16 protein-coding genes are annotated in these 17,212 nt (G+C 45.2%); all 16 read right to left on the bottom strand.

Annotated features, from left to right (window positions below; translation table 11 throughout):
* Positions 1-11: 11 nt before the first annotated feature.
* A complete protein-coding gene (locus PG840_RS02510; RefSeq protein ID WP_008374709.1) occupies positions 12-458 on the bottom strand; it encodes an RrF2 family transcriptional regulator in 447 nt (148 codons plus the stop codon).
* Positions 459-461: 3 nt separating this feature from the next.
* Complete coding sequence (gene cysK / locus PG840_RS02505) at positions 462-1,394, bottom strand: cysteine synthase A (RefSeq protein ID WP_055157569.1); 933 nt, start codon at positions 1,392-1,394, stop codon at positions 462-464.
* 114 nt (positions 1,395-1,508) lie between these two features.
* Positions 1,509-2,690 (bottom strand): radical SAM family heme chaperone HemW, encoded by a 1,182-nt coding sequence (gene hemW / locus PG840_RS02500; protein ID WP_270205193.1) that lies wholly within the window; start codon positions 2,688-2,690, stop codon positions 1,509-1,511.
* Between the two features lie 209 nt (positions 2,691-2,899).
* A complete protein-coding gene (gene lepA / locus PG840_RS02495) occupies positions 2,900-4,711 on the bottom strand; it encodes a translation elongation factor 4 (protein WP_008374702.1) in 1,812 nt (603 codons plus the stop codon).
* A 38-nt stretch (positions 4,712-4,749) separates the two neighbouring features.
* A complete protein-coding gene (gene holA / locus PG840_RS02490; RefSeq protein ID WP_270205192.1) occupies positions 4,750-5,739 on the bottom strand; it encodes a DNA polymerase III subunit delta in 990 nt (329 codons plus the stop codon).
* Positions 5,736-7,970, bottom strand: a complete 2,235-nt coding sequence (locus PG840_RS02485) for a DNA internalization-related competence protein ComEC/Rec2 (RefSeq protein ID WP_270205191.1) — start codon at positions 7,968-7,970, stop codon at positions 5,736-5,738. Before PG840_RS02485 ends, holA begins: the two co-directional genes overlap by 4 nt.
* A gap of 4 nt (positions 7,971-7,974) precedes the next feature.
* Positions 7,975-8,901: a GerMN domain-containing protein gene (locus PG840_RS02480; RefSeq protein ID WP_270205190.1), complete on the bottom strand. Its 927-nt coding sequence runs from the start codon at positions 8,899-8,901 to the stop codon at positions 7,975-7,977.
* A 5-nt stretch (positions 8,902-8,906) separates the two neighbouring features.
* The gene (locus tag PG840_RS02475; RefSeq protein ID WP_270205189.1) at positions 8,907-10,388 is read right to left on the bottom strand and encodes a sensor histidine kinase; all 1,482 of its coding nucleotides are present in this window, start codon (positions 10,386-10,388) and stop codon (positions 8,907-8,909) included.
* On the bottom strand, positions 10,333-11,022 hold the full coding sequence (locus PG840_RS02470; protein WP_008374691.1) for a response regulator transcription factor: 690 nt from the start codon (positions 11,020-11,022) through the stop codon (positions 10,333-10,335). Before PG840_RS02470 ends, PG840_RS02475 begins: the two co-directional genes overlap by 56 nt.
* Before the next feature lie 13 nt (positions 11,023-11,035).
* Entirely contained in the window at positions 11,036-11,698 is a 663-nt protein-coding gene (locus PG840_RS02465; RefSeq protein ID WP_022220712.1) for a helix-hairpin-helix domain-containing protein, read from the bottom strand.
* Between the two features lie 81 nt (positions 11,699-11,779).
* Entirely contained in the window at positions 11,780-12,211 is a 432-nt protein-coding gene (locus PG840_RS02460) for a DMT family transporter (protein ID WP_008374687.1), read from the bottom strand.
* Positions 12,212-12,289: 78 nt separating this feature from the next.
* Entirely contained in the window at positions 12,290-13,471 is a 1,182-nt protein-coding gene (locus tag PG840_RS02455; protein WP_118217300.1) for an aspartate aminotransferase family protein, read from the bottom strand.
* A 29-nt stretch (positions 13,472-13,500) separates the two neighbouring features.
* Positions 13,501-14,388 (bottom strand): acetylglutamate kinase, encoded by an 888-nt coding sequence (argB, locus tag PG840_RS02450; protein WP_270205188.1) that lies wholly within the window; start codon positions 14,386-14,388, stop codon positions 13,501-13,503.
* Positions 14,389-14,400: 12 nt separating this feature from the next.
* Positions 14,401-15,624, bottom strand: coding sequence for a bifunctional glutamate N-acetyltransferase/amino-acid acetyltransferase ArgJ (argJ, locus tag PG840_RS02445; protein ID WP_173686423.1), 1,224 nt, complete (start codon positions 15,622-15,624; stop codon positions 14,401-14,403).
* 15 nt (positions 15,625-15,639) lie between these two features.
* On the bottom strand, positions 15,640-16,089 hold the full coding sequence (locus PG840_RS02440; protein ID WP_044999341.1) for a GNAT family N-acetyltransferase: 450 nt from the start codon (positions 16,087-16,089) through the stop codon (positions 15,640-15,642).
* A 43-nt stretch (positions 16,090-16,132) separates the two neighbouring features.
* Complete coding sequence (gene argC / locus PG840_RS02435; protein ID WP_022220715.1) at positions 16,133-17,173, bottom strand: N-acetyl-gamma-glutamyl-phosphate reductase; 1,041 nt, start codon at positions 17,171-17,173, stop codon at positions 16,133-16,135.
* Between the last annotated feature and the right edge of the window lie 39 nt (positions 17,174-17,212).

Below are 17,212 nucleotides of genomic sequence, written 5' to 3'. Positions count from 1 at the left end.
CATTTCTTCTATTATATATAGTACATATCCTGACTGTATTCACTGTATTCCTGATATTTTTGTTCGAGGTCAGAGAGAAACAGATTCTCAAGGATATCCTGTAGTCCTCTGTTCAGACGTTCGATAACTTCACTCTGTACAGCCTGAGCCGCAGCCCTTCCGTTCTCGGCGCCTTCTACATCCTCTTCTTCGATGAGATAATCACCTTCCAGCGCACGTAATATTTCCGCAACCGAAATCTTTGTGGCAGGCTTCGCCAACAGGTATCCCCCCTGCGGTCCTTTCACACTTTTGATGATTCCGGCTTTTCTGAGTGCCGCAAATACCTGTTCCAGATACTGCGGTGAAATACTGTTACGCTCTGCAATTGCTGCAAGTGCAACATGGGATTCTTTCGAGTATACGGACAGGTCGATCAGTGCCCGAAGTCCGTATCTGCTTTTCTTTGAAAAATTCATATTCTACTCCGTGAAGAGCGGTGTGGAGTAATATCTGTCTCCGGTATCCGGAAGCAGTGCCACAATCGTCTTTCCTTTGTTTTCCGGACGTTTTGCAAGTTCGATCGCTCCATAAAGTGCAGCTCCCGAAGAAATTCCTACCAGGATTCCCTCTTTCTTTGCAAGCAGCTTTCCTGTTGCAAAAGCGTCATCATTTTCTACAGTAAATATTTCATCATATACAGTTGTGTTGAGTACGTCCGGTACAAATCCTGCTCCGATTCCCTGAATTTTGTGAGGACCACCTTTTCCTGTAGAAAGTACCGGTGAACTTGCAGGCTCCAATGCAACGATCTTCACATCCGGATTCTGGGATTTCAGATATTCGCCGACACCGGTCAGTGTTCCACCTGTACCAACACCTGCGATAAACAGATCTACTTCTCCGTCTGTATCCTTCCAGATCTCTGGTCCGGTTGTCTTTCTGTGTACTTCCGGATTAGCCGGATTAACAAACTGTCCAGGGATATAGCTGCCCGGGATCTCTTTTGCAAGTTCATCTGCTTTTTCAATCGCACCCTTCATTCCCTTTGCGCCTTCTGTCAGAACAATCTCTGCTCCGTATGCTTTCAGTATGTTTCTTCTTTCTACACTCATTGTCTCCGGCATAGTAAGAATGATACGGTATCCTTTGACTGCTGCAATCGATGCAAGACCGATTCCCGTATTTCCCGAAGTAGGCTCAATGATAACAGAACCTTCTTTTAATAATCCTTTTTCCTCAGCATCCTCGATCATTGCTTTGGCAATTCTGTCTTTTACACTTCCGGCCGGGTTAAAATATTCCAGTTTCACAAGGATTCTTGCCTCTAATCCTAATTCTTCTTCAATATTTTTCACCTCTACAAGAGGAGTATTTCCAACAAGCTCTAAAGCACCATTATAAATTTTTGACATCGTAAGTTCTCCTTTCTTTCCTACTGTTTTGATAGGTTTAACTCGATGATGTCATTATATGCCTATAAAACCTATTTGTCAAGTATACTTTATATTTTTCTGATTTTCCAAATTTTACTCTTCCAGCAGAAACTCTACAAACACACTGTTGCTGACATCGATCCCCCGTTTTGTAAGCCATACTCTGTCATCATCCTGCTCAAGAAGCTTTAAGCTTTCCAGTTTGCAGATCGGTTCACCGTAAATATCCTCCAGACTCTTCCCAAAATACTCTGAAAATTCTTTTTTTGAGATTCCGTTCATTTTCCGCAGTCCAAGAAACATAAATTCCTCCATCTCCTCAGTTTCTGTCAGAAGCTCTGCCTGAAATTTGTTCCTGTAGGAATGTGCATACTCCCTTAACTGATCCGGGTTCGTGTAGCGACTCATTTTTCCTTCCAGCTTCCTGCATTTTCCAATCAGATCCCCGGGAACCAGAGATGCCGCACCAATTCCAAATCCCAGATACGGAATTCTCTCCCAATATCCCAGGTTGTGCCGGCAGGCATATCCCTCCTTAGCATAATTGGAAATCTCGTACCGGTGATATCCGTTCTTCTCCATCAGCGTTTCCGTATCCCAGTACATCTGACGCTCCGCATCCTCATCCGGAAGCTTTGGCCCTTCTTTTGCCTCGTCTTCTACATATTTTTTATAGAAAGTTGTTCCCTCTTCCAAGATCAGACTATATGCAGAAATATGCTCCGGGGAAAGTGCCATTACCTGCTCCAGTGTACGCCTCCAGCTTTCCACCGTCTGCCCCGGAATTGCCGAGATCAGGTCTACATTGATATTTGAAAAACCATTGGCTCTCGCCAGATGATATGCTTCCCGAAATTCTTCATAAGTATGGATTCTTCCAAGCAGACGAAGTTCCTCATCATTGACCGACTGCAGACCGATACTCAGACGGTTCACCCCTGCCTGTCTGTACTTTCGCAGTTTTTCTTCCGTTACCGTTCCCGGATTCATTTCCACAGTGATCTCTGCGTCCTCATCCAACGTAAATATTTCCCTGACCGTATCCATCAGCCGCCCAATCTGCTCACCGGTAAGAAGAGATGGGGTTCCGCCTCCGAAAAAAATGGAAATCACCCTGTAATTCTGCACTGTATCCGGACAGTTTCTGATCTCGTCGACCAGCATTTTCACATATTCCTCTTTTTCCTTTTCTCCGGCCGGACCGGAAAGGAAATCACAATATGCACATTTTTTCACACAAAACGGAATATGAATATATAGTTCTAAAGGCTGCATCTGCTTTTCTCCTTTTCTGTGCAAAAGGCAGGAACTTTTCCCTCGGAAACCGCTCCTGCCTTTTTATGTATACGATGAGCCAAGTACAGATTTGTGCTTGCACAAGAATCTGTACTTGGCGAATGTACATCATCGAGCTGTTAAGCGAGATAGTGTACAAAGTATACGAATCGAGTAGGAGTCAGCCTGCTCGATTATCCTTTGTCTGTCTATTTGTCGTCCAGTTTTAATACACTCATAAATGCCTTCTGTGGAATTTCTACATTTCCAACCTGGCGCATACGCTTCTTTCCTTCCTTCTGCTTTTCCAGAAGCTTCTTCTTACGGCTGATATCACCGCCGTAGCACTTGGCAAGTACGTCCTTACGCATGGCTCTTACTGTCTCACGGGCAATGATCTTGCTTCCGACAGCTGCCTGGATCGGAATTTCAAAAAGCTGTCTCGGAATCTCTTCTTTGAGCTTCTCACACATCTTTCTTCCTCTCTCATAAGCACTTCCCGCAAATACAATAAAGGAAAGAGCATCCACTTCTTCTTTGTTGATCAGGATGTCCAGCTTGACCAGATCAGATTTGACATAGCCGAGCATTTCATAATCAAAAGACGCATAACCGCGGGATCTGGATTTGAGCGCATCAAAGAAATCATAGATGATCTCATTCAGAGGCAGGTGGTATTTCAATACCGCTCTGGTCTCTTCGATGTATTCCATTCCTTGATATTCGCCACGTCTTTCCTGACACAGATCCATGATCGCACCGATAAATTCGGATGTCACCATAATCTCTGCTTTTACCATCGGCTCTTCCATAAAATCAATTTCTGACGGATCCGGAAGATTAGACGGATTGGTCAGGTCGATCACTTCTCCGTTGGTCTTGTGCACCTTGTAGATAACGCCCGGCGCAGTTGTCACCAGATCCAAATTGTATTCTCTTTCCAGTCTCTCCTGAATGATCTCCAGATGCAAAAGTCCAAGGAAACCACAGCGGAAACCAAATCCCAGCGCAAGAGAGGTCTCCGGTTCAAACTGAAGTGCCGCATCGTTGAGTTGCAGTTTTTCCAGTGCATCTCTCAGATCCGGGTATTTGGAGCTGTCTGCCGGATACATTCCGCAGTACACCATCGGGTTGACCTTTTTATATCCCGGAAGAGGCTCAGAACATGGATTTTCCGCACCTGTTACGGTATCACCCACACGGGTGTCCTTTACATTTTTCAGGCTGGCTGTAAAATATCCAACCATTCCTGCTGAAAGCTCATCACAAGGGATAAACTGTCCGGCACCAAAATATCCAACCTCCACAACATCGGCAGTTGCACCTGTCGCCATCATATGAATCGGCATTCCTTTCGTGATACATCCTTCTTTGATACGGCAGAATACGATAACGCCTTTATACGGATCATAGAGGGAATCGAAAATCAGTGCCTGAAGCGGTGCATCCGGATCTCCTGTCGGAGAAGGAATCTTTGTCACGATCTGTTCCAGAACCTGATCTACATTAAGCCCTGTCTTTGCCGAGATCAGTGGTGCATCCTGCGCTTCAATTCCGATCACATCTTCAATCTCTTCGATCACACGCTGCGGCTCTGCGCTTGGAAGATCGATCTTGTTGATAACCGGCATGACATCCAGATCATGGTCCAGTGCCAGATATACATTTGCCAGTGTCTGCGCTTCTACGCCCTGTGCCGCATCAACGACCAGGATCGCTCCATCACAGGCTGCAAGACTCCGTGACACTTCATAGTTAAAGTCTACGTGTCCCGGAGTATCGATCAGATTAAAGATATATTCCTCCCCATCCTTTGCCTTATAAACCGTGCGGACTGCCTGTGATTTGATTGTGATACCACGTTCTCTTTCCAGATCCATGTTATCCAGCACCTGTGCCTGCATCTCTCTGCTGGTCAGAAGACCTGTCTGCTCAATAATACGGTCCGCCAGTGTGGATTTTCCATGGTCAATATGTGCAATAATACAAAAATTTCGAATCTTTTTCTGATCCATATGCATATTTTCAGTCTCTCCTTTTTCTTCTTATCTATATCTGATTACTTTTCCCGTTTGCTACTGTACTGCACCAGAAAGAGTTCCACCGAGAGGATATCTCCCATCTTTCCGGTTTTTACATCTTCTTCCGTCTGTACACCGGCTTCTACGATCCCACGCAGCTCTTTCCTGGTAAATGCCTTCGCCTGTGCCCGGTACTTTCCTACCAGGAATGGCATGATTCCCACCTTGGCGGCAATCTCTTTTGGCGGAATCCCAGTATGGTCCATCTCTTTTACCTCCATCAGGATACGGAACTGTCTGGTCAGCAGGTAGAGGATCCGCATCGGCGGTTCCTTCAGTGTTAGAAGATCATAATAGTAATCCAGCGCTTTTTTCTGCTCTTTTGCTGCAACTGCATCTACCATATCAAAAATATGGTTTCCGATCTGCGTAGTACAGATTTCATCAATATCTGCTGCCGTGATCTCCGTGTGGTTCATGCAGTAACAGAATAATTTTTCCAGCTCCTGCCCGAGATTCTCCATGTCATTACCAGTCTTTGCAAGCAGATAGCGCACTGCTGCCTCCGACATCTGAAGCTTCTCCTTTTTCGCCATCCCAAGGATCCAGCGGATCAGTGTCTTTTCATCCTGCCGCTTCAGTTCTACAATATGACCTTTCTCCTTGATCACTTTGTAGAGCTTTCCTCTCTTATCCAGCTCTGATTCCACAAAGATCATATAAGTGGTCTCCGGCATGTTCTTCAGATATTCTGCCAGCTCCGGTGTCGCATTTTTCAGAAAACCGGTATTTTCCAGAACGATCAGCCTGCGCTCTGCAAAAAAAGGTAATGTCTCGGCAAGGTCGATAATCTCCTTCGGGTTCGTGTTCTTTCCCTCAAAATAACGATAATTCATCGTGTCACCTTCCGGAACCATCGCTTTGACGAAACGGTTTTTATATAATTTTTTCAGATAAGCTTCTTCGCCGTACAGAAGATAAATCTGCTTAAACTGTCCTGTCTTTAAATCTTCATTCAAACTTTTCATGGACTTTGGATACCATATTCCCTTCCATCTGTATACATACTGACAGCACCTCTGTCTTTCGTATTATATAGGCTTACGCCCCATTTTGCAAGTCTTTCCAGTGTTTCCGCATGCGGATGTCCATAACGGTTTTCTTTTCCGGATGAACAGAATGCTACCCGTGGTCGGATCACTTCCAGAAGCTCTTCGCCGGTCGCATTTCTTGATCCGTGGTGTCCGACTTTCAGCAGATCATAACACGCCGGAAGTTCTCCTTTTTTCCGGAGATTCTTTATTCTCTCTGCCAACAGCTCTTCTCCGGTATTTTCCAGATCTCCGGTAAAAAGCATGGTAATTTTTCCATATTGCAGGTGAAGTACCAGAGAATTTTCATTTCCATTTTCAGATGGCTCACCTTCTCCAGGCCAGAGACAACGCATCTTCAATTTTCCAGACAGAAAAATAGTATCCATCTCCATTACCCGTACCTTCGTTCCTGCCTCTTCTGCCAGATTACATAATTTAATAAGCCTTTCATCCCAATATTTCTGTTCCGGAAAAATCAGATACTGGATTTCTACTCCATACTTTCTCCGTTCCAGAAGTTCTTCCACTGCATTTAAGTGATCCACATCCCCATGCGTCACCCACACATAATCCAGCCTCTTCACGCCCCGGAATTTTAAAAATGGTTCCAACCGGTATCTTCCTGCTGCATCTACCGAACTGCTTCCGCCGTCGATCAGGTAATTTTTTCCGTTTCCGTCCCGAAAGAAAAAACAGTCGCCCTGTCCCACATCCAGCATAGTCAGCTCCATCTGCCCTCGTTTCCACTTTGGGATCCCGAGCAGGATGAGCAGGATCCCAGCTGTCACAAGCTGTCTTACCACCCGTTTCCCGGTTTGTCTGCCCTCTTTCTTTTCCTTCCTTTTTCTCCACAAATAAAATAGAAGAACCCCATAATAACAGGCAATCTGCCAGAGCCGTGGTCTTCCCGGAATCCACCTTGCCCCCGGAAGTTCCAGGAGCAGACCGCTCCCTTTTTCATAAAAAAGCAAAATCCACTCTGTTATTTTCCAAAGTGCGCTCTGCATTATATCTCCTGCCCCACACGGAATCAGCATGACTGCCATCCCTGCACTCCCGCAAAACAGAAGCACGGATGCCATCGGAATTACCAGAAGATTCCAGGCTGGCGCATACAGGCAGGTTTCATAATAGTGCCACAATGTAACTGGCAGCAGAAAAAGCCAGAGCCTCACCGACATCCGGACACTGTCTGAAAATCTGCCTTTTTTATTTCCCAAACCAATCAGATAGATACCGAGAACCGCAGCAAAAGAAAGCTGGAACCCTGCCGTAAAAAGCCGCAACGGATTTGCCAGAAGCAAACCAATTTCCGCAATCCCAAGTGCCGTCAATCCATCGTATTCCCTTCCTGTCAGCTCTGCTCCCATCCGGATCAGAAACATGGTAAACGCCCGCAGTGCCGAAACACTCATTCCTGTCATCACCACATAGCTCCCAAGAAGCAGACTTCCCACTACACCGGCCTGTAAAATAGAAAATCCGGTTTTCCTAAGCCCCCGGTAAAGTCCGTTGCCAAAAAAAGAAATATGCAGACCGGATATGGCAAGCAGATGCCCGATCCCTGCCACCCGGTAAAGTTCTTTCACTTTCTCTTCTGTATAAAAAGAATCTCCCAGAAGAACCGCACACAAAATACCCCCTCGACGCTTTCCCATCTCTCTGCAGATCTCATCTGCGGTCCGGTTCCTAAACTGCCACAGCTTTTCCCGGAAGGAAGTCTTTTTCACCTGTTTTTCCAGAACCTTCCCTTTCCATAAGACTGCCTGGATATTCTGCTGCTTATAATAATTTTTCTGGTCAAAATTGCCCGGATTGGCCGCCGGATCAAAAAATCCCACATTGCCTTTAACCAGGATCCGCTGTCCGATTTCCGGACCATTTCCCTTTTCATCCAGATAGACAAGCAGCCTCTCGTCAGCGACTGCTTTTCCATTCCCCATCTCTCTGATCTGTATTTTTTTCAGATACAGGATCAGTTTTTCTTCTTTTCTGGTTTTCTGATAAACCTCTCCTTCCACCATCACTTCTTCCGACTCTTTCCAGAGCTTCTCACACCTTGACACACCGAGTCTTCCAAAAATCTTTCCTCCCCCTGTCAGATACAGTACCAGAATCAGTCCTGCCAGAAGTATTCCGGCAAAACCAAGTCTTCGCTTGATCAACCGATCAATCCTCCTTTATCATTTCCTGGTTTCTGCTCAGAGGTTCATCCAGCTTTATACTCTCCTGATATACAATACTGCTGTCTCCGTTGATTGAAATCTGTACTTCAGAGACATTTCCACCATCGATCACTGAATTTACGATGGAATAGATCACCGTCTCCGGACTGACTCCCGGAGCAATGTTCCGAAGTCCTTCATCAAAATTCAGATAGCAGATATGATCTTTGATCGACACACCCAGCAGCTTTGTTCCTTTTGGTATGGTAGCAAGCAGTCTGTTATTGGATGGTCCTCGCATCAGCTGTTCCACTACAACCCGTTCCTTCGACTCATTGCTGTTATACCGCACCGTATCCTCTTCCTTTTGCAGCTTTTCTCCAGATGAATCTGCATAATACAGCGTAAGCTTCATCTCCTGGAAAGAGTTAATAGAAGAGCCTGTGTTCTGTACAAAATCTTCTGCCTGCTGGTATCCATAAGTATTCCCTTTTTTATCCGTAAGTGGCGTTCCATCTACACAGATCATCACCAGATCCACTCCATCGATCTGCGTCAGCGAACGGACAAGTGCCGCCCTGCACAAAACCTCTCTTACCGTATCCATCTTTCCGTAAGCAGCATTATAGTACAGGATCAGCTTTTCATCCTCCAGAGTGTATCTCTCCAATTTTACCTTTTTCGGCAGTGCCGCCTGTGCCTTCACCTCGTCATCACACTTCTGCAGCGCAGACAGCATTCCTTTTACTTCTTCGTCCGCCGACTTTCCTGTTCCATCATAGCCTTTCGGAACCAGCGCCGTTCCGCTCTGGTTAATCTGGTAAATCGTGTATTTTGCATCTGCTTTCTGCTCCTTTTTTCTGCATCCCACAACGCCTGTAAGAAGACACACCGCAAGAAGAATGCTTATGATCTGGTAATTTTTTTTCATTCTTCTCACCCTTCCCTCTTGATATAAGTAAGCGGGATCCGGACTGTAAATGTCGTTCCCTCTCCCGGTTCACTGTAGACCTTGATTGCACCGCGGTGCATGACAACCGCATTTCTTGCAATCGAAAGCCCAAGACCGGTTCCGCCGATCTCACGAGAATGGGATTTGTCCACACGGAAAAATCGCTCGAATATATGATCCGCATCTTCTTTCGGAATCCCGATTCCAGAATCCGCAACCTTCAGATAAAAATACTTATGATCCGCATTTAACGACACGTGTACCCATCCGTTCTCTTTATTGTACTTGATCGCATTTTCCACCAGATTCGTGATCACAAGTGCAATCTTTACCTCATCAATCTCCGCTGTCACCGGACGAAAACTCTCAAATACCAGCTCAATATTACTTTTTGCCGCAAGTGGCTGTAATCTTTTGAGAATCCGTTCTACCAGTTCATTAACATCCTGACTCTTAATATTTAAGTTTGCACCCTTCTTATCCAGTTTTACAAGATCCAGAAGGTCATTGATGATCTTATTCTCCCGCTCGATTTCTTCGGACAAATCACCCATGAATTCCCGGTAAATCTCCGTCGGTGCATCCGGCTGCATCAGCAGTGAATCCGCCAGCACCTTCATAGAGGTCAACGGTGTCTTCAACTCATGGGATACATTTGCCACGAACTCTTCTCTCGATGCATCCAGTACTTTATAGCGGTCCCACAGCTTATTAAATGCATTGGAAATCCGGTCCGTTTCATCGTAAGCATTTTCATGGAGATAATTATCTCCATAGCCTCCTGCCATCTCCTCGATCGATTGAGACATCCTTTTCAGCGGCCTTACAAGCAGCATACCGATGATTGCTGATAAAAAGATCCCGATAATACTGATTGCAACCGTTGCAATTCTTGCCTTTGTCTGCAATGCCTCTACATTGTCACGCAGACTGTCTGTAGAAACACTGACCAGAATCATTCCTTTTACCGGCTCTTCCCCTTTTTTGACCGGGACTGCCACTTCAATGTACCGGCTCTTTCTGTCATAACTTGCCGGCTTCTCGCCGCGGAAGCATTTGACTACATCCTCGGAAATGATCGTCTTTCCCTCCTCCAGATCATAGGTATCTTCCACAATCCGGAATTCATCATCAATAACAAGCACTCTTCCATTGTAAATATTGGATAACTGTGATAGTTCTGTATCGATCACATCAGAAACTCCCGTTTTCAGATAATCAGAATTGACCAGCTGATTACTCAGAATCGTACACTGGTTTTGAATCTCTGCTGTGCGCACGGATACGGTTCTCTGATCATAGCTTTGCAGAATCGCATTCATCAGGATCACACTGGATAATATGACAAATACGCTCAGGATCACCGTTACCCGCACTTGCAGACTTTTTATGAATTTTGGTACAAAAAATTTAACCCCTGAAATAATAGCCAACTCCCCACTTTGTGTAAACGTATTTCGGATCACTTGGATTTACTTCAATCTTCTCGCGCAGTCGTCTGATATGTACATCTACCGTTCTTGCATCTCCCGGATACTCATATCCCCAGACAATATTCAAAAGACTTTCCCTGCTGTAAACCTTGTTCGGATTCATTGCAAGAAGCTCCAGAAGATCAAATTCTTTTGCGGTAAGATTCAGTTCCCTGTCCCCGGAAAAAACTCTCCGGCTTTCACAGTCGATCTTCAGATCTCCCTTTACCACAACTTTACCGCTCGCGCTCATCCCGTCTTTTTTAGCGACCCTGCGCATGATTGCCTTCATTCTGGCCTTAACTTCAAGAATGTTGAACGGCTTTGTGATGTAATCATCTGCGCCATATTCCAACCCGAGGATCTTGTCCATATCCTCGCCCTTCGCAGTGAGCATGATGACCGGTACATCTGAGAAATCACGGATCTGTCTGCATACTTCAAATCCATCGTATTTTGGAAGCATGACATCCAGAAGAATCATATCATACTCTTTTCTTTTTACCATCTCAAGTGCTTCCTCACCGTCGTATGCGCAGTCAACTTCCATATCATCCTGTTCCAGGCTGAATCTCAGTCCTTTCACGATCAGCTTTTCATCATCTACTACCAATACTTTTCTGCCCATCTTGCGCACTCCTCTACTCTACCGTTATCTGCTCCCGGATCTTCTGAAAGATTCCTTCCTTGATCCCGTCCACTTTCTTCAGATCCTCTATCTTCCTGAATCCACCGTTTGTCTCTCTATAAGCAATAATTGCTTCCGCGCGGGACTCGCCAATCCCGCTTAAGCTTAAAAGTTCAGCCTTTGTCGCGGTGTTCAGGTTTATTATTCCTGTGTCTTTTCCCATCCCGGCATCAGCCATATCCGATGGTGAACCTTCTTCTTTCAAAGTCTGTTCTTCTTCTCTGGATGGTACATAAATCCTTTGTCCATCTGTCAGATGTGCTGCCTGATTCAGATAAACCTGTCCTGCTGCCTCCGTCAGACCTCCCGCTGCTTCTATGGCATGCGTGATGCGGTCTCCTTCCTGCAGTTCATATACACCGGGTGATGCCACCTCGCCACATACATACACCCAGATCGAACCTTCTTTTTCTTCACCACCCGGATCTGCTTTTGCCTTATCCGGCTTTTCTTCGGCAGCCTTTGATTCTGCCTCGTTTTTCTTATCCCCGGCATCCGCTTCTGCAGCAGCCACACTGGTAAAGGTCTCTTCTTTTTCATGGCATGCTGACAGCATACAGCTGATTCCAAGGAAAATTCCACATATTTGATATAAAATCCGTCTTCTTTTCCGCATACATACTCCTTTTCCGCAGAGCATGTCCCCTCGTACTTCCAAGACATGATTATTGTAACGAATTTTTTTCCAAAAGACAACCTATTTCCACTGAAAAATTGTCGTGCCGATCAGAGCGATCCCCATACCGATCACTTTTCTCCAGGAAAATGGCTCTTTTTCCACACCAAATAATCCCACCAGTTCAATCAGATACGCCACAATAAGCTGAGACATAACGATCAGAAGTGCCGCCTTTGCAGGCCCGAGCTGCGCCATACTTTTGATCACGGTCCAGGTGATCCCTGCTCCGATCACACCGCCAAGCAGCATATATTTAGGCTGCACCTCTCCTATCGTGGCAATACTGTCCCTCCCCATGATCAGCCACATTACCAGACAGATGGCAAATGCACTAAGCTGCACCCAGGCATTACTCACCCACATTCCTGTCGTCTTTGTTACCTGTGTGTTAAATACCCCCTGCACACTCATCAGCGCTCCCGACAGCAGGGCAATAAAAAATCCGGTCATCTTTCATACCTCCTTTTCTTCTGAAAGTATATCCGATGACCGGCTCTTTTATTCTCTTATTTTTATCAGGCACCGACTTTATGCAAGTGCTTTTTTCAGGATCTCTGCCATCTCATCTACCTGTTCTTTACCGATAACAAGCGGTGGGATCATTCGGATCACATCTGTTCCAGCTCCGATGATCAGAAGTCCTTCTTCCAACGCTTTGGCTGTCACTTCACCCAGCGGCTTGGTGATCTGAAGTCCCTGGATCAATCCTCTTCCCTTTACTTTAACGGCTGCATCGCAGGTATCCACGATTTCCTGCAGTTTCTGTGTCAGATATGGTGCGATTTCATTGACATGATCGAGCATATGCTCTTTTTCAAAGATCTCAATAGTCTTGCTGACCGCTGCACAGCAAAGTGGGTTTCCACCATATGTAGTTCCGTGATCTCCCGGTACCAGCGAATTATCTGCAACTTCTTTTGTCATCGCAAATGCGCCGACCGGAACACCGCTTCCGATTGCCTTCGCCATTGTCATGATATCCGGTGTGATTCCCATCTGCTGCCATGCAAACCATGCACCGCTTCGTCCCATACCACACTGTACTTCATCGCAGATCATCAGGATTCCGTTCTCATCACAGATCTTACGGATTCCCTGCATAAATTCTTTTGTCGCTGCGTTGATTCCGCCTTCGCCCTGGATTGTTTCCAGAATGATCGCGCAGGTCTTATCATTTACCAGTGCTTTTACACTGTCAAGATCATTGTAGATTGCAAAATGTACACCAGGCATAACCGGTTCAAATGGCTCTCTGTATTCTTTGTGTCCGGTAAGTGCAACTGCACCCATACTTCTGCCGTGGAATGAATTCTCCATTGCAATAAATTCATAACGTCCGGTTTTTTTTGTGTACGCATATTTTCTTGCAGTTTTGATCGCACCTTCGATTGCTTCTCCACCACTGTTTGTGAAGAATACCTTGTACATACCGGTGATCTTTTTCAGATCTTCTCCTGCTTTACCGCAGGTTGTATTATAATACAGGTTTGATGTATGGATCATCTTGTCAATCTGAGCCTTTAATGCATCATTAAATTCCTTGTTGTTATATCCCAGAGAAGATACTGCATATCCTGCTGAGAAATCCAGATATTTCTTTCCTTCCGGATCATAGAGGTATGCGCCGTCTCCATGGTCCAGTACAACCGGATAACGGTTATAAGTTTTTAAAATCGCGTCGTCCTCTTCCTGCATATACTGATTTGCCATAAGAATTACCTTCTTTCTTTGTCTTCCCTTTAATCTTCTTCACCGTTTCTTAAAATTGCAGTTCCGATACCTTTCTTCGTGAAAATCTCAAGAAGCAGGCAGTGCGGAATTCTTCCATCCAGAATATGGACTCTGGACACTCCGTTTTCAATCGCTCCTACACAGTTCTGCAGTTTCGGGATCATTCCTCCGGAAATTGCTCCGCTTTCGATCAGTTCATTCGCCTGATCTACAGTAAGAGCTGTGATCAGAGAAGATTTATCCTCGTAGTCTCTGTATACCCCTTCAATATCAGAGAGGAACGCAAGCTTCTCAGCATGAACCGCTTTTGCGATCGAATAAGCCGCATCATCCGCATTGATATTATAAGTGTTGTAATCATCATCGATTCCGACCGGGCATACGATCGGGAGAAAATCTTTATCCAGAAGATCCAGAAGAACCTCTGCATTGACCTTCTTGATATCTCCTACGAATCCAACGTCCTGTCCTGTCATGGAAAGCTTTTTATCAACTCTTAAAAGTCCGCCGTCTTTTCCACTGACACCGATAGCACGGACACCAAGTTCTTCGACCATACGAACCAGATTTTTATTAACCTTGTTCAGTACCATCTCTGCAATTTCCATGATCTCTGCGTCCGTCACACGAAGTCCGTCGATGAATTTCGGCTCCATTCCGGCTTTACTTACCCATTTACTGATCTCTTTTCCACCGCCGTGAACGATGATCGGTTTGAATCCAACCAATTTCAAGAATGTAACATCCTTGATGACATTTTTCTGGAGTTCTTCGTCCAGCATTGCACTTCCACCGTATTTTACAACGATGATCTTACGGTTGAAACGCTGAATATAAGTAAGCGCCTCAATCAGAACTTCTGCTTTGTCCAGATACTGCTGCATATCCTGATCCATTTTGCTTACCTCCTAGCTTCTGTAATCTGCATTGATGTCAATATATCCGTGAGTCAGGTCACATCCCCATGCGGTTGCGCTTTCGCTTCCCATCTTCACATCAGCAACTGCTTTTACTTCTTCCTGTGAGAGGATCTCCGTTGCTTTTTCTTCACTGTAATCTACCGCTGTACCATTTTCGATGATCTGGATCTTTCCTGCCTTGCTCTCGAAGAACAGATCCACCTTTTCCGGGTCAAACTGTGCTCCGGAATATCCCATTGCACAGAGGATTCTTCCCCAGTTTGCATCATGTCCTGCAATTGCTGCCTTGGTAAGATTTGAGCATACGATTGATTTTGCAAGTGTCTTTGCAGTCTCTTTTGTATCTGCACCAACTACAGTTACTTCAAATAAAGCAGTTGCTCCTTCTCCGTCCCCTGCGATCTTCTTTGCAAGGTATTCGTTGATCTCATGCAATGCTTCCGCAAAGGTCTTATAGCTTTCACTGTCTACCGTGATCACTTCATTTTCAGCCATTGCGTTTGCAAGAAGAACTACAGAATCATTTGTAGAAGTATCTCCGTCTACGGAAATCATATTGTATGTATCATTGACATCATCACTGAGGGCTTTCTGAAGTGCCTCTTTTGTGATTGCTGCATCTGTTGTGATAAAGCTGAGCATGGTGCACATATTCGGATGAATCATACCAGATCCTTTTGCCATACCACCGATGGTAACGGTCTTTCCGGCAACCTCGATCTCTACTGCGATCTGTTTTTCACAGGTATCAGTCGTCATAATTGCTTTTGCTGCCTCAGTTCCGTTTGCCAGTGTATCATTTTTCTTTTCAGCAAGAGCCTTTACCCCTGCCACGATGCGATCAATTGGAAGCTGCTTTCCGATGACACCGGTCGATCCGATCAGTACACCATCTGCATTAATTCCAAGAGCTTCTGCTGCCGCATCTGCTGTGTCCTTGCAGTAGCCAAATCCTTCCGCACCGGTACATGCATTGGCAATTCCGGAATTGACGATCACAGCCTGTGCTTTCGCACCGCTCTTTACAACCTGCTGATCCCATTTTACGCATGCTGCCTTTACAACGTTTGTAGTAAATGTTCCTGCACATTCACATGGAACCTGGCTGTAGATCATTGCCATGTCGGTTCTGTCCTGATATTTGATCTTTGCTGCTGTTGATGCTGCCTCAAATCCTTTTGCTGCGGTCACACCGCCTTCGATAATCTTCATCGTATATAGCCTCCTTTAGCCCTCTTCGATAAATGCTGTAATATTTTCCTCATTTAAAACAAACTCATAGTAGTTGACATCCGGTCTCTTGGTCCATCCGATCGTATTCCAGAACGTATTGCCGATATCATTCTTGGTAAATGCGATCAGTGTGATCTTGTTGATATGTTCCTCTTTCAGAGCTGACATTGCATAGGCAACCATGCTCTTTCCGATCCCATGACAGCGGTACGCCGGATCTACACATACATGATAAAAACATCCGGTTCTTCCGTCGTGTCCGCAGAGGATTCCTCCTACTACTTTTCCGTCTATTTCGGCGATCACACTGGTTGTCGGATTCCTTTTCAGGAATCGTTCCACGCCTTCTTTTGAATCATCTATGCTCCGGATTCCAAATCCTTTGATCCGCATCCAAAGTGCATGAAGCTGGTCATAATCTTCTACTGTCATCGCACGAATAATTGTTGTCATATATTTTCCATTCCTTTTCTTTTTCTGCCGTGTTCTACGGGAACATCGGAACCAGATCAAGACCTTCACTTTCCGGAAGTCCAAAGATCAGGTTCATGTTCTGTACAGCCTGTCCTGCCGCACCTTTTACCAGGTTGTCGATCGCACCCATCATAATGATACGGTTTGTTCTCGGATCGATCTTAAATCCGATATCGACATAATTGCTTCCTTCTACCCATTTTGTTTCCGGGTAAACATCTTTCTCCAGAACACGGACAAATTTTTCATTTGCATAGTATTTATCGTAAACTGCTTTTACTTCTTCCCAGGTAACATCCTTTGTAAGCTTCGCGTACTCTGTTGCCAGGATTCCTCTGTTCATCGGAACCAGATGCGGTGTAAAGTTGATCACAACCTCTTTGCCGCTCGCATATCCAAGCTGTTCCTCGATCTCCGGTGTGTGTCTGTGTGTTGCCACACCGTATGCTTTCATATTCTCATTGACTTCACAGTACAGGTTCGGAACCTTTGCCCCTCTTCCTGCTCCGGATGTTCCGGACTTGGCATCAATGATCAGCGTATCCATATCGATCAGTCCTTCTTTTGCCAGTGGATAAGCAGTCAGGATGGAGCATGTTGTATAGCATCCAGGATTGGCGATCAGTCTTGCGCCTTTGATATCTTCTCTGTTCACTTCACACAGTCCGTAAACTGCTTCTTCGATAAACTGCGGGCTCTTGTGCTCAATACCGTACCATTTTTCGTAAGTCTTGACATCTTTGATACGGAAATCTGCGCTCAGGTCGATGATCTTAACCTTTGATAAGATTTCTTCATTAACTAATGATGCGCACAGTCCCTGTGGAGTTGCTGTGAAAATCACATCTACCTGATCTGCAAGTTGTTCCATATTATCATCTAAACATACCGCATCTACGATCTGAAACATATTGCGGTATACATCTGCATATTTCTTATCGATATAGCTTCTTGAGCCAAACCATTTAATTTCTACGTCTTTATGTCCTGTTAAAATGCGAACCAGTTCTCCTCCGGCGTAACCGGTAGAACCGATGATTCCTGCTTTAATCATGTAAACCATCCTTTCGTAAATGCCGTATTTGTGTATAGA

It is taken from the genome of Coprococcus sp. AM97-35, from assembly GCF_027697525.1.
GTDB lineage: Bacteria > Bacillota > Clostridia > Lachnospirales > Lachnospiraceae > Allocoprococcus > Allocoprococcus comes.
The sequence above is the reverse complement of the archived record's forward strand: the minus strand, read 5'-3'. Positions and strand labels throughout refer to the sequence as shown.

What these genes read in the sequence shown, in the direction of transcription:
- PG840_RS02455 (WP_118217300.1), bottom strand. Translation starts at nt 13,471, where the DNA reads ATGGCAAATCAGTATATGCAGGAAGAGGACGACGCGATTTTAAAAACT.
- holA (WP_270205192.1), bottom strand. Translation starts at nt 5,739, where the DNA reads ATGAAAAGTTTGAATGAAGATTTAAAGACAGGACAGTTTAAGCAGATT.
- PG840_RS02470 (WP_008374691.1), bottom strand. Translation starts at nt 11,022, where the DNA reads ATGGGCAGAAAAGTATTGGTAGTAGATGATGAAAAGCTGATCGTGAAA.
- PG840_RS02480 (WP_270205190.1), bottom strand. Translation starts at nt 8,901, where the DNA reads ATGAAAAAAAATTACCAGATCATAAGCATTCTTCTTGCGGTGTGTCTT.
- PG840_RS02465 (WP_022220712.1), bottom strand. Translation starts at nt 11,698, where the DNA reads ATGCGGAAAAGAAGACGGATTTTATATCAAATATGTGGAATTTTCCTT.
- hemW (WP_270205193.1), bottom strand. Translation starts at nt 2,690, where the DNA reads ATGCAGCCTTTAGAACTATATATTCATATTCCGTTTTGTGTGAAAAAA.
- argC (WP_022220715.1), bottom strand. Translation starts at nt 17,173, where the DNA reads ATGATTAAAGCAGGAATCATCGGTTCTACCGGTTACGCCGGAGGAGAA.
- argB (WP_270205188.1), bottom strand. Translation starts at nt 14,388, where the DNA reads ATGGATCAGGATATGCAGCAGTATCTGGACAAAGCAGAAGTTCTGATT.
- PG840_RS02510 (WP_008374709.1), bottom strand. Translation starts at nt 458, where the DNA reads ATGAATTTTTCAAAGAAAAGCAGATACGGACTTCGGGCACTGATCGAC.
- argJ (WP_173686423.1), bottom strand. Translation starts at nt 15,624, where the DNA reads ATGAAGATTATCGAAGGCGGTGTGACCGCAGCAAAAGGATTTGAGGCA.
- PG840_RS02460 (WP_008374687.1), bottom strand. Translation starts at nt 12,211, where the DNA reads ATGACCGGATTTTTTATTGCCCTGCTGTCGGGAGCGCTGATGAGTGTG.
- lepA (WP_008374702.1), bottom strand. Translation starts at nt 4,711, where the DNA reads ATGCATATGGATCAGAAAAAGATTCGAAATTTTTGTATTATTGCACAT.
- cysK (WP_055157569.1), bottom strand. Translation starts at nt 1,394, where the DNA reads ATGTCAAAAATTTATAATGGTGCTTTAGAGCTTGTTGGAAATACTCCT.